The sequence below is a fragment of the Maribellus sp. YY47 genome (genome assembly GCF_023111095.1).
GTDB lineage: Bacteria > Bacteroidota > Bacteroidia > Bacteroidales > Prolixibacteraceae > Draconibacterium.
This window is the reverse complement of record NZ_JALGYW010000019.1, coordinates 33,981-47,309: the sequence shown is the minus strand read 5'-3', so window position 1 is coordinate 47,309 and position 13,329 is coordinate 33,981. Positions and strand designations below refer to the sequence as shown.

The window sequence follows — 13,329 nt, the reverse complement described above, 5'->3', positions numbered from 1 at the left end:
CGTATTCAACGGTTTTTGATAATTTGACGGTTAAATATAAACAGAAATTCAACCAAGCCTTTTCTTTACAGGGTGTTATCGGGCATAAACCGCAGGCCCGAGTTCGCGGTTCTCAGTAAAACCCTCGTTAAGCTCGCTTTTTCCCCCGAAAGGCTTGTAAAAAGTGAGCCTGTTCTCGCTTAAAGTTAGAATGTTCTCGTTTTTAGTGAGAAAGTTCTCACTTTTTACAAGGAAGTTCTCGTTGAAAGTTAGGATGTTCTCACTTTTTGCAAGCCTGTTCTCATTTAAAGTGAGCCTGTTCTTGCTTTGAGGGAGAAAGTTCTCGTTTAAAGGTAGCTTTATCTCGTTCGGAGCTAGCTTCAGAGTTCAGAGTTCAAAGTTCAGAGTTCAGAGTTTGGAGTTCAGGTTCCAGTGGTGAGCTCCCTGCTCTTCGCTCACAGCTCTTAGCAATTTAACAGTTTTTCATTTTGACAATAGCATGCAGCTCTTAGCTTATTCGCGCATTTTCGTTGATGGACTGGAAGGCTGAATTTGCAATATTCAATAATCAATTACCAACGACTCGAAGCTCATGGCTTGTAGCTCACAGCGCTTAGCTTATTTCCGCGAAAAATTCAGGATAGACGGAAGGATAATTAACTGCTAACGGGGATCGGGTATGCGCTTACCTCTTGGAAAACGTTTCCCCAATTCTTCAACTGCTTCTTTGGCGCCGGGTTGCCCCATGGTAGCCGCATTTTTCAGCACTTTGTAGACCGAAAGCGATGCGCTGTAGGCCTCGCTTCCGGCAAGGATCATACTATCGTCCAACTCGTTGCTGATGCGTTCGAGCTGGGTGAAAAACGTACGAATGGCTTTTACTGCCTCAAAGTCGGCAGTAGCTTCGGGTACATCAATAAAGGCAGGCATATACTGCGGATATTCCTGCGCGTATTCCACCGCTTTTTCAACAAAAGCCACGGTTTTATCGCCCATCTTGGGCAGCTCTTTACGCTCTTCGGGCGTAAGGGTCATTAACTTAGGTTCCAGTACGGTAGCCAGTACCTGGATGGCCTGGTTTACCTGGTCCTTTTCTTCATCGGTTAAATGGAAAGAAAATCTGTCTTCCATAAGATTTAAATTTGATTTGAAATTTGGGGTACTCTGGAATTTTTGGGGATATTTCCCTGCCACCCTTCCGGCTGCCAGGTACCTTAACATGTATACAGGGTTTCCGTTATCCTGAATTTCAAAAAAAAGATAATGCAATTGAGACATATAAATCAAGGCTTGCGACTATGCTATGGAGCATCTGTACAATGAGTTGCGTTGTGTGTTGCCCGTTTTTTTGGGGCGACGGTCATCCGGTTTTCTTTTTGTACATTGGCGTTTTTAATCATCAGCTTTATGGCGCAACCTGTAAAATCTTATTTATATGCGGGCCTGGCCGTGTTGTTTTGGTCGACCGTGGCAACCGCCTTTAAACTGGCTTTGGCCGAATACGACTTTATCCAGGTTATTTTTTACGCATCGGCCGTAACGGTTGTGTTGCTGTTTGCGGTTTTGCTGTTTCAGCGGAAGGTGCATTTAATCGCCCGGGTAACCCCGCGGCAATGGACGCATTCGTTGCTCATGGGCGCTTTCAATCCCTTGCTGTACTACCTGGTGTTGTTTAAAGCCTACTCCCTGCTTCCGGCGCAGGTGGCGCAACCCTTGAACATGATCTGGCCCATTACGCTGGCATTATTGTCGGTGCCGCTGCTAAATCAAAAAATTGGCTGGATAAGCTTTGGGGCGTTGATGGTTAGTTTTACCGGGGTGTTTTTTATTTCGTCGCAGGGTGGTTTCGACGGGTTCCGAAACACAAATCCGCTGGGCGTTTTCCTGGCGGTGGGGAGTTCGGTGCTGTGGTCGCTCTACTGGATCTTTAATGTGCGCGACCGCCGCGACGAAGTGCTGAAACTCTTTCTGAATTTTGCCATCGGTTTTGTTTACCTCTTGCCCGTGATGGCGCTTTTCTCTTCGTTCAGAATAACGCTCAATACCGGGTTTTACGCCATCGTTTATACCGGAGTTTTTGAAGTGGGAATTACCTATGTACTTTGGCTCAAAGCCATGAACCTGACCACCAGCAATGCCAAAATCGGGAACCTTGTGTTTTTTGCGCCGTTTCTTTCGCTGGTGTTTATTCATTTTATTCTGAAAGAAACCATTTATGTCACTACGTTTATCGGCCTGGCTTTTATTGTGTCGGGCGTGCTTCTTCAACAGTTGGATAGGAAGAAGATTTAAACAGCTTTTTGAGTGGGAATCGCCACAAATTACGATTAAAACCGGGCCGATTTTGTAAAGAAAAACCCGGATAAGGAGAAGTAAATTTGAAATGTCTCATTACTCAATGCTAAGTACTAAAACCTGAAACGACGTACCTTTTTTTAAACCAGTGCGATTAGCAGATCGGTGCTGGATTTATCCGGGGCAGCAGCCTGTACCGGAGGTTCTGAGTCTTCGTCAGTGAAAGTAAACCGTACCGATTTTGAGTTAAATGAAACCACGGTAGCCGAACTTCAGCAAAAAATGGAGACCGGAGAGTTGACTGCCGAAGCCATTTCCCAAAAGTACCTGTACCGCATTACTAGTGGTTAGAGCTTGTTAAAATATGAGGTAATTTCTTTATTTGATTTTAATCCCATCTTCTTGCGCATCCGGGTGATACTTTTTCTTACCGACTCGGGTTGAACATGTAAGATATTTGCAATTTCTTTGTTGCTTAGATTAATTTTCAGATAACCACACAATTTTAATTCGTTTTGAGTAAGTGAAGGATGATTTTTTTGAAGGCCTTCTATAAATTGCGGATAAACTTTGCGAAAATGCAGAAGGTATTTATCTGTTTCATCGTTGGTAAAAGTATGCTCACTGGTTTTTATTATATCTGTAATCTCTCTTTGTTCATCTTTGTTTTCAAGTTTTAACTTGTTTAGTCTTTCTGTAAAATTTTTCAGGAGTAAGTCAGTTTTGGATTTTTGTACGAGAGTTGATACAATTTCACGCTCTTTTGCTTCGAGAACTTCTTTTGTTTTTTCTTTCACTAAATCTCTTAGGTTTTTATTCTGCACATCAAGTTCTTTTGCCAGTGCCAAATTGCTTTGATAGGTTTTTGAAAAATCAAGTCCTAATGCATACGATTCAAATATGATAAAAAATGCAAGTCCAAACTGGAGAGTATACACAGAATACAAAAGGCGATTAAAAATCAGTGCTTCAATTAATACAAATACAATAAATGAAACAATGCCAACAGTAATTTTAATTTCTAACTGTTCATTTTTGTCAATCGAAGTAAATAGTAAATAGACCAGATATAAAAGGGCAAAAATAAGCGTAAACTGGGAAAAATGAGCCGCGACAGAAACATAGTAGTAGGGAGCTATAACGATAAATCCACAAAAAAGGATGATCCATACAGAATAGATTTTTAATATCTTTTTGGGTACTCCTTTTTGAAAAAATTCTTCAAAAAAGAGCAAAATGGTAAGCGAAGCCAGCCAGACGGAAAAAACGGATGTTTTTAAATACAAAGAAATATTTTTTTGTAGAAACGGATCAAGAATAGAGATATTACTCAATAAAGTTTGACGTACTAGCATTAAGAAGACAAAAATGGCAAAATACAGAAATGATTTTCGGTGAGGATTAAAGAGATAAAACTCAATATGGTATAAAAAAGCAAAAAGAATTATGCCAAGCAAAAAACTGTCAATAACCTGTCTTTTAATGTGAACTGTATTCACTTTATCAGCAGTTCCGATTAAAAAAGGTTGCCGGAATCCGCCGTATTTTTCGTTGAAATTAGCGGTCTGAATAATCAATTCGTTTGCTCCTTCATGCGGAGTGAAGATTATTAATGAATTAACCTTAGCCGGGACCGTTTCCTTAACATTTTTTCCAGGAATCCCTGCCTGCGATATTAATGTTCCGTTCAACCATAGTTTATAGGAGTTACAATAATCATTTATGCGAATGGCCATCGGACAAATAGTGTCAAAATAAAGTTGGGTGCGGTAGGTTGCAAATCCTCTGCCAGGTAGTTTTTGTCCATCAATGATTTTTCCGTTCCAGGTTTTTGGGAAATATGATGTGTCCTGTCTTTTGACCAGTAAATCATTTTTGAAATCGGCCGGATCGAGCAATTGATTCCAGTAAAATTCCATTTTACCTTCCAGCTTTAAAATAAAAGGTTGGCCAGTTTCATTAGCATAGACCAATAGTCCGTTTTCTTCTTTATTGCTATCAACCGATTTTATATTTCCGAAGAAACCAATAATTAAAAGTGGAACAATAGTCAATCCCATTGCTAAATGGACGATGTGTTTAGCTCTGTTTTGAATCCAACGCATATTAGCGGTTATAAACGCGTTATCAAATTCTGTATTTGTCCTGAATTTCAAAAGTAATTAAAATATTATGATAGCTTTTTTTGAGCAGCATTTATCTTGGGATTAAATAGCTAAATTTTTTTGATAAATGACATGGGAAAATCGTACCCGGGAATAATTCTTTTTTTTTAAGCGCTGTAACTTAAATCCTACGAATTTGAAATTTTGTTCTATTCTTAAATGAAGTCTGTTTAGTTTTTATTTCCCCGAATTTGATTAAAGCATAAAAGAAAAATAGTTGTAAGACTTACTTTTTCAGGGTGATGACACGTGTAAGCGCTTGATATGTGCTTCAGTAGGGGGTGTCCCGCTTTTGTCCCGCTATAAATTCAATGGTAATGCAACTTTCGTGATAGCTTTATCTACCTTAAATTAACAAACTCAATTAAGATGTATAAAATTCTCTCTCTAGGTTTTTTAAAACTGTTTTTGTTGGTAGTAGGTGTCTTTTTTGTTCAGCAAATAGGGGCACAAACTGCCGTTGCGCCATCTGTGGGTGACGGGCTTAGTGAAGTTACAGCCTATGAAATATCCACATGGGAAAATTTGTATTGGATAAGTCAAAATCCCGACGAATGGAATAAGTATTATATCCAAACCGCTGATATTGATTTTGCAGATGCAGATCCGGCAATAACTACCTGGCACGCATCTCAAGGCTGGCCACTAATTGGATCATATACTGATTACTACACCAAGACTCCTTTTACTGGTACTTATAATGGCAACGGGCACACTGTAAGCGGACTTTATATAAACAGACCACGTGTTGATGGCGTTGGATTATTTGCTTATACGGAAGGGGCTACGATTATAAATTTGGGTTTAAAAGATGTTTCAATTGCAGCTGATGAGTTAGCGGGGGCATTGGTTGGAAGGACAAATCTCAGCACTGCAATCAGTAATTGCTTTTCTTCCGGGAGTATTTCAAGCGGAAGCTATTATGGAAATATTGGAGGTCTGGTGGGATATTTGTCCGCATCATCTACGATGTCGAATTGTTACAGTAATGCCAGTGTTACCGGAACGCGTTCAGGAGGAACCCAAAACCTGGGTGGTCTCATAGGGGGCACTCACTCTGCCACTGTAACCAATTGCTATAGTACCGGCCTGGTAACCGGAGGAATTACTTATGTTGGAGGTTTAGTAGCCTACACTGTTGCAACTACCATTAATAATTGTTTTTGGGATACAGAAACTTCAGGCCAGGAAACCAGTTTCGGAGGAGGTACCGGAAAAACAACGGCAGAAATGCAGGTAGCATCTCTTTATCTTGGAGCCGGATGGGATCTTATGGGTGAATCAGAAAATGGCGACGATGATTTATGGGGGCTTAACTCTTCCGAAAATGGGGGTTATCCTTTTCTTTCATGGCAAGGCTATACAAATGATGCAGAATTAGCTTTATCAACAGATTCAATAACCAGCATCTCTGCATCTACTCTTACTGCCACCTGTAATGGCACAATTTATACTTTGGGTACTCCGGCTCCCACACAACACGGTATTTGCTGGAATACAACCGGCACACCAACATTAAGTGATTACTACACCGAAGAAGGTACTCCTTCCACTGGCAATTTTTCTTCTGATTTAACAGGTCTGTCGGCTAATACTGTATATTATGTCAGAACATACGCAACCAGTTCCAATGGGACAACATATGGGAATGAAGTATCTTTTTTTATGATAGAGGCAATTGCTCCTTCTGCTGGTAATGGAACTTCTTCAAATCCTTATGAAATTGCCAACCTGGAAAACCTGTTATGGCTATCTGAAAATAGTAACGAATGGGATAAATACTATATCCAGACAGCAGATATAGATGCTTCAGCGACTTCAATATTAAACGAAGGCTTAGGTTTCGCGCCAATAGGGAACTCGGTTACCAAGTTTACCGGGCATTACAATGGCCAATTTCATATAATAAACGGACTTTATATTAATCGTCCATCTACAGATTACAGTGGTCTTTGGGGAGAAATAGGTGCAGCTAAAATTCAAAACGTTGGGGTAACCAATGCTGCAGTAACGGGTAAGTATGCTGGTGTTCTTGTTGGAAAAGCATACAATAGTTATGCAAGTATTGAAAATTGTTATTGTACGGGCACGGTAACAGGAGTTCAATCCTATACCGGTGGATTAGCCGGATGGTTTGCTTATGGTACAATGAAAAATTGTTACAGTGATGTTACAGTTATAGGCACTTCGTATTCTGGTGGTTTAATCGGTAGAATTCAGGGTGGTAAAGTATCGAATTGTTATAGTGTAGGAAATGTCTCTAAAAACGCAAGTACTTCTTCTATAACTTATCTTGGTGGATTCGCCGGCGCAATTGATGTCTCAGGCGCTACTGTTACAAATTGTTACAGTACCGGCTCTGTAAGTAGTTCGGCAAACAGTTTTGGCGGTTTCGCTGCTGATTATAATTCGGCAAGTGTTAACGGCTGCTTTTGGGATACTGAGACATCGGGGCAAGCAACAAGTAAAGCCGGAACAGGTAAAACAACTTCCGAAATGCAAACGGCCGGAACCTATATTAGTGCAGGCTGGAATTTTGCTGTCGGCAATAATCTGTGGGCACTAAACGGAACAGATAATAATGGCTACCCGTTTTTGCGTTGGCAGGATTTTAATCCCGGGAATATTTGGCTGGGGAACAGTTCTGCTGAATGGGAAACGGCACTAAACTGGAGCGAGAACCTTGTTCCTTCTGATACAATAATTATCGCAACTGCCACCAATAGTCCCGAGATTAGCACTGTAATAACCGTTGACAGCCTTATTGTGGAAACAGATGCCTGCCTGACCATAAAACCACTCGCTGGGCTAACCGTTGTTGGCAAATTAATCAATTATGCCGATTTTGCAGGGCTGGTTATTAAGTCGGACGCTACGGGTACCGGGCAACTCATTAACAGAACTCCGGGGATTCAGGCAACAGTTGAACGTTACTTTACCGGCAATGCCTGGCACATGGTATCTTCGCCGACTCCGGGTGGAGCGATTTCTGATTTTCTATCATACAACACAAACGTCCCCACTAACAGTATTTACCGTGGTATGATGGATTATGATGAAACGGTAAACGGATGGAATAGCTTTTTTACTAATGACCAGTCTGGGAATTTAACTGCAGGCAAGGGGTTTTCTTTGCGTACCGATACTGACGGGACTGTTAAATTTACAGGGACATTATCTGCCGATACGATAATCACATCTGTAGGTCGTACCGATGATTACGGCTGGAACTGTGTGGGCAATCCCTACCCATCTTCAATATTTATAAACGACGCAGCTGATGGCGACAATAACTTTATTGATTTGAACGCAGCTAATCTTGACCCGAGTTATACCGCTATTTATGTATGGGAGGAAACAACCAGCTCGTATTCAATTATTGCGATTGAAGATGCAGCGTTTTATGGGCAAGTTGGCCAGGGATTTTTTGTCAAAGCAAAAACTGATGCAGCACAAATCCGGTTTACCCCGGCTATGCAAACAAATCAACCTGCCGCAGTTTTTAAAAGCGGAAAGTTACCATGTCCTGAACTAAAGTTGACAGCAACGATGGCGGAGACAGCCCGTAGTACCCGTTTAAAGTTTAATGATGATATGACGGAAGGACTCGATGTTGGCTACGATGCAGGAATCTTTAAAACCGGTTTTGATATTTACACCCGGTTACTGGAAGATAACGGAGTTGATTTTGGACTGCAATGTCTTCCTGAAACAGGGATGGAGGAAGTTGAAATCCAGGTAGGAATCGATGCTGCGACCAGCGGAGAAATCAACCTGAGTTTAAAATCGGAGAACCTTCCATCGGGAGTTGTTGCGGTATTAAATGACAAGGCAACCGGAATGAGTTTTCCTTTTAACAGCGAAGAAGCTGTTTATACCACTACCATTGATGGTGCACAGGGTTACGGACGCTTTACGCTCACGTTTTCAAGTACCACGGCAGTGGATGATATGCTGTCGGGAGAGCCTCATTTTAAGGCCTGGTACAGCAGTGGATCCATTTATATTTCGGGAGAGATGGATGGAACAGGAGAAGCCACGGTTTATGATATAAACGGAAGAAAGCTGGCCATTCACAAGTTGAGTAGCGGTGTAAGAAACCGGATAGCAGCACCCGCCGAAGCAAACAGCCTTTACCTGGTGCGAATCAGTGATTCGAAGCGGAACGAAGTATTGAAAGTGCCGGTAACTGGCTGGTAGCAGAGAGGGAGGATAAAAAAGATGAATTGGCAAATAAAGAAACAAGCAATATGAAAAATAAAGCAACCCAAAATCATTCAGAAAGAGACCTTAACCAGGATATAACAAGAAAGGAAGCATTAAAAAAGGCAGGGAAGTATGCGGCGGTAACTGCAGCTTCCATGTTGATCGTCTTAAGTCCAAAAGAATCGCAGGCGACATCACCTTCAGCTCCGACACCATGGCCCGGTGGTTTTTAGAAGAGCATTAGAAAGATGTGTTTTCCTGTTTTCTTTTTTTTATGAAGTTGTTAAAAGTTAACCTGTGTTATATGAAAATAGGTTGGTTTTATAGCAGTTATCACTCTCTCTTCTCCCTCTCTGCGCACAGAGAAGGAGAAGAGGGAGAGTGCCCGGGATCAGGGTGAGTCAGCAAAAAGGCACATGCACTCTGTTTTCGTTAAAACCGCCTAGAAAACTGACAATTACAATGGGGTTTGATATTTCGATTTGAACAAGTTCAGGCCCGTATCTCGTCCGGCGAAGAAAGTTAATAAATGATGCATGGTGATTCAGGACGAATGCAGACTGGCCGGCATTTACTCAGGCGATAAAAAAGAAGTGTATGAAGTTGCGAGAGTATGCGCATAAAAGCAGTCGGAATATTTCTGATACTCAATTCGAAGGAGTGGCAGTCGATATTGCTTGCGTTACCAGCCACATGTCCGCGAGGGATATGATGAAATAAAAAAACATATTGAAATGCTGGTTGTCAACTGGCAGTTTTCTTTTGTCAGGCCAGATAAGCCTCAAAAATCAAAAGAATAAAAAGACCGGAGCCGACGATGTAGAAAGAACTCTGCGGTAATCGTTTAGATTTTTCTTCACAACAGTACAATTTGTTTTACGCAAAATATGTTTGTAAATATCTTTTGGGACATATCTTAAATAAAACATAATTATTTTATCTTTGAAACTACTTAACCCGTTAAATCAACGATATAAGAATGCTCAATGTTGTGAATCTACGATCAATAATAAACCATTACATACGAAATTATGAAACACCCCATCGTTTTTGAATCATGTTGATTATTTCAGGAATGTCGACTTTTGCGGTCAGGGTTCTGGAACTTCGGGCGATCCTTACCTGTTAGCTACCGCATCAGATCTTGCGGCCATTTCCGTCACCCGGCCTATTGGGCTTCCGGCGTTATACGTTCGAAAATCAACAATTTGAGACTGGCCCTTTTACGGGTATCGGGTCCTTTGCAGAAAGGTGATTTTGCAACAACTATAAGCCAGTTGAAAGAAATGCAGGTTGGTGGGTCAAGAGGGAAACAAAATTTTTGGATCGACAATAAAGAGAAAAAACGGCAATTGATATCGAAAGAATCATACTGCAACTTTTAAACAATTCCATATTGCTTATAGAACAAGGTGAAGCAATGAAATACCAGCATACTGTATTCGAAGAAATACATAACGGCTGTGTTCCAGGGTGGCGAAATTCGTATTGGTGTATTTAAAATGAATGTGTAATTTAAAAATATTGATGATGAAAAAATACTACTTCCCAAAGTGGAGTTACGCTGTGGCCTTTATGTGGCTATTACTGCTAACGAGTGGAATGTGCTGGGGGCAAACCCCGCAATATTTAATGGTTTCGAATATCATTTTCCCTATTGATGCAAATGGTGTATATGTGAAGCAATCTGGAACAACCGGATTGAATCCTAATTGGGAATATTGGAAGCATGAAACGGCAAATTATTATATATATGCCGATGAATATGACGGTGCTTATTGGTGGAATATCGACGATAATATAAGTGATAACGATGGTGTATATTTCTTTAACGATGAATCCTCCAGTATTGATTTTTTTACACAAAGAACATCGCCTCATTTAGTGACTTCATGGGCTGCTGAGCAAGGAACTCATAATCCTCCAGTTTCTCTTGTTCAGGTAGTTATATATACACCTTCTGTTCCCACTGTAACCACTTTTTCTGCCACAAGCATTACCGCCACCTCGGCCACTCTGGGGGGTGATATTACTGCTGATGGCGGGGCTGATGTAAGCGAGCGGGGTGTAACGTATGCGTCCACCGATGCCACCCCCGCTATTGGCGAGTCGGGAGTGACTAAAGTTGCGTATTCTACAGGTGGTACTGGTAGTTTTAGCCAGACGGTAAGTTCATTATTGCCGGGAACGACTTATTATTTCAGAGCTTATGCAATAAATTATGCAGGAACCAGCTATGGTTCTGTTAACAGTTTTACCACTTTGCCACAAGCCGCCACGGTAACCACGCAAGCGGTTTCAGGTATTTCAACCACCACAGCAACAGGTAATGGAAACATCACCTCGTTGGGGGTTCCCAGTCCAACAGCCCATGGTGTTTGCTGGAATACCAGTGGCACACCAACAACGGGAGATGGTGCTGTTGATAACGGAGCAGCCTCGTCTACCGGTGCTTTTACCGCACCCATGACATCTTTAACACCCAATACGCTGTACTATGTTCGTGCCTATGCCACCAACTCCGCAGGTACCGTTTATGGCGATGAGGTCAGTTTTATCACCTCGCCGCAAGCTGCTACAGTAAGCACCCAGGCGGTTTTAAGTATTGGTATTACTTCAGCCATTGGTAATGGAACAATAACTAATCTTGGAAATCCGGACCCGACAGCAATTGGAATGTGCTGGAATACCACAGGTACTCCAACAATTAGTGACAGCAAAACAAATGAAGGTGCTGCAACTACCACTGGTTCTTTTTCTTCAACTATATCGGGTCTGATATCTAATACCCAATATTATTTACGAGCATATGCAACAAATCCTGCAGGAACCAGCTATGGTGACGAGGTGACGTTTACTACTTCATCCGCAGAATTGACCTGGGACGGATCGGAAGGTACCGACTGGCACACTGCGGGTAACTGGGATGGAAATATAGTTCCTACTTCCGATTATAATGTAACCATCCCTGCCGGGCTAACGAATTATCCCACATTGTCATCTTCAGGAGTATGCAATGACCTAACAATACAGAGCAGCAGTAGTTCTACCGGCTCATTATTAGGTCAGGAAAACCTGACGGTAAACGGGACGGTAACGGTTGAGCAGTATTTAACAGGCAATGCCTGGCACCTGGTATCCTCCCCGGCTCCCGGAGGAGAAATCTTTAGTTTTCTATTATCCAACGCCAATATTCCGGCCAATGGAGATTCCCGCGGAATGATGGATTACGATGAACCCAGCAATGACTGGAATGAATTTTTTACCGATGCCGAAGGCGGAAGTTTAACTGCAGGAAAAGGTTTTTCCCTTCGCACCAATGCCGACGGAGTAGTCAGGTACACCGGCACTTTGGCAAGTGGCACCGTAAGTCCTACAGTTTCCCGCACCGGCAATTATGGCTGGAACTGTGTAGGGAATCCTTTTCCTTCAGCGATATTTATTAATGAAAATGCCGATGCTACCAATAATTTTATAACAGTAAATACCTCCAATCTCGATCCGAGTTATGCCGTTGTTTACGTATGGGAAGATGGGAACGATGCATATACCATAGTTGGCAAGAGCGATGCAGCTTACTACGCACAATCCGGTCAGGCTTTTATGGTAAAAGCAAATACCGATGTTACTTCGCTTGATTTTACGCAAGCCATGCAAACTGCACAGCCCTCACTTGGCATAAAAAGTGGTAATTCCGCCTGGTCGGGAGTGGAGTTAACAGCCAGGCAGGAAGACAAAAGCCGGGTGGCAAAAATCAGGTTCAACAACGGTATGACAAACGGCTTGGATGTAGGATACGATGCCGGCGTATTTAAAACCGGTTTTGATATTTACACCCGGTTACTGGAAGATAACGGAGTTGATTTTGGACTGCAATGTCTTCCTGAAACAGGGATGGAGGAAGTTGAAATCCAGGTAGGAATCGATGCTGCAACCAGCGGAGAAATCAGCCTGAGTTTAAAATCGGAGAACCTTCCATCGGGAGTTGTTGCGGTATTAAATGACAAGGCAACCGGAATGAGTTTTCCTTTTAACCGCGAAGAAGCTGTTTATACCACTACCATTGATGGTGCACAGGGTTACGGACGCTTTACGCTCACGTTTTCAAGTACCACGGCAGTGGATGATATGCTGTCGGGAGAGCCTCATTTTAAGGCCTGGTACAGCAGTGGATCCATTTATATTTCGGGAGAGTTGGACGGAACAGGAGAAGCCACGGTTTATGATATAAACGGAAGAAAGCTGGCCATTCACAAGTTGAGTAGCGGTGTAAGAAACCGGATAGCAGCACCCGCCGGAGCAAACAGCCTTTACCTGGTGCGAATCAGTGATTCGAAGCGGAACGAAGTATTGAAAGTGCCGGTAACTGGCAGGTAGCAGAGAGGGAGAATAAAAAAGATGAATTGGCAAATAAAGAAACAAGCAATATGAAAAATAAAGCAACCCAAAATCATTCAGAAAGAGACCTTAACCAGGATATAACAAGAAAGGAAGCATTAAAAAAGGCAGGGAAGTATGCGGCGGTAACTGCAGCTTCCATGTTGATCGTCTTAAGTCCAAAAGAATCGCAGGCGACATCACCTTCAGCTCCGACACCATGGCCCGGTGGTTTTTAGAAGAGAATTGGAGAGAAATTCTCCTTTTCTTAGTAAATGGAGATTACCGGAAATGTCTTATTAATGTG

Annotated in this window: 8 protein-coding genes; 6 read left to right on the top strand and 2 right to left on the bottom strand. The window is 42.1% G+C overall.

What is annotated here, in order from left to right:
* Positions 1-642 precede the first annotated feature (642 nt).
* Positions 643-1,110 (bottom strand): hypothetical protein, encoded by a 468-nt coding sequence (locus tag MR764_RS15395; RefSeq protein ID WP_247980332.1) that lies wholly within the window; start codon positions 1,108-1,110, stop codon positions 643-645.
* Positions 1,111-1,386: 276 nt separating this feature from the next.
* On the opposite strand from MR764_RS15395, the gene MR764_RS15390 reads away from it, so the two are divergent.
* Both MR764_RS15390 and MR764_RS15385 read left to right on the top strand, forming a co-directional pair.
* Positions 1,387-2,271 carry a DMT family transporter gene (locus tag MR764_RS15390; protein WP_247980331.1) on the top strand — a complete coding sequence of 295 codons (885 nt, stop codon included), beginning with the start codon at positions 1,387-1,389 and terminating at the stop codon, positions 2,269-2,271.
* Between the two features lie 168 nt (positions 2,272-2,439).
* Positions 2,440-2,625, top strand: a complete 186-nt coding sequence (locus MR764_RS15385) for a hypothetical protein (protein ID WP_247980330.1) — start codon at positions 2,440-2,442, stop codon at positions 2,623-2,625.
* Here MR764_RS15385 and MR764_RS15380 read toward each other — a convergent pair.
* A complete protein-coding gene (locus MR764_RS15380) occupies positions 2,622-4,379 on the bottom strand; it encodes a 7TM diverse intracellular signaling domain-containing protein (RefSeq protein ID WP_247980329.1) in 1,758 nt (585 codons plus the stop codon). The two genes, MR764_RS15385 and MR764_RS15380, sit on opposite strands and share 4 nt — an antisense overlap.
* Before the next feature lie 429 nt (positions 4,380-4,808).
* Between MR764_RS15380 and MR764_RS15375 the strand changes: the two genes are divergently transcribed.
* The 4 genes from MR764_RS15375 (at position 4,809) to MR764_RS15360 (ending at position 13,261) form a co-directional block, all read left to right on the top strand.
* Entirely contained in the window at positions 4,809-8,639 is a 3,831-nt protein-coding gene (locus tag MR764_RS15375; protein ID WP_247980328.1) for a GLUG motif-containing protein, read from the top strand.
* A 50-nt stretch (positions 8,640-8,689) separates the two neighbouring features.
* The gene (locus MR764_RS15370) at positions 8,690-8,878 is read left to right on the top strand and encodes a hypothetical protein (RefSeq protein WP_247980326.1); all 189 of its coding nucleotides are present in this window, start codon (positions 8,690-8,692) and stop codon (positions 8,876-8,878) included.
* Between the two features lie 1,297 nt (positions 8,879-10,175).
* The gene (locus MR764_RS15365; RefSeq protein WP_247980327.1) at positions 10,176-13,022 is read left to right on the top strand and encodes a hypothetical protein; all 2,847 of its coding nucleotides are present in this window, start codon (positions 10,176-10,178) and stop codon (positions 13,020-13,022) included.
* Positions 13,023-13,072: 50 nt separating this feature from the next.
* Positions 13,073-13,261: a hypothetical protein gene (locus MR764_RS15360; protein WP_247980326.1), complete on the top strand. Its 189-nt coding sequence runs from the start codon at positions 13,073-13,075 to the stop codon at positions 13,259-13,261.
* Positions 13,262-13,329 lie beyond the last annotated feature (68 nt).

What these genes read in the sequence shown, in the direction of transcription:
- MR764_RS15390 (WP_247980331.1), top strand. Translation starts at nt 1,387, where the DNA reads ATGGCGCAACCTGTAAAATCTTATTTATATGCGGGCCTGGCCGTGTTG.
- MR764_RS15375 (WP_247980328.1), top strand. Translation starts at nt 4,809, where the DNA reads ATGTATAAAATTCTCTCTCTAGGTTTTTTAAAACTGTTTTTGTTGGTA.
- MR764_RS15395 (WP_247980332.1), bottom strand. Translation starts at nt 1,110, where the DNA reads ATGGAAGACAGATTTTCTTTCCATTTAACCGATGAAGAAAAGGACCAG.
- MR764_RS15365 (WP_247980327.1), top strand. Translation starts at nt 10,176, where the DNA reads ATGAAAAAATACTACTTCCCAAAGTGGAGTTACGCTGTGGCCTTTATG.
- MR764_RS15360 (WP_247980326.1), top strand. Translation starts at nt 13,073, where the DNA reads ATGAAAAATAAAGCAACCCAAAATCATTCAGAAAGAGACCTTAACCAG.
- MR764_RS15370 (WP_247980326.1), top strand. Translation starts at nt 8,690, where the DNA reads ATGAAAAATAAAGCAACCCAAAATCATTCAGAAAGAGACCTTAACCAG.
- MR764_RS15380 (WP_247980329.1), bottom strand. Translation starts at nt 4,379, where the DNA reads ATGCGTTGGATTCAAAACAGAGCTAAACACATCGTCCATTTAGCAATG.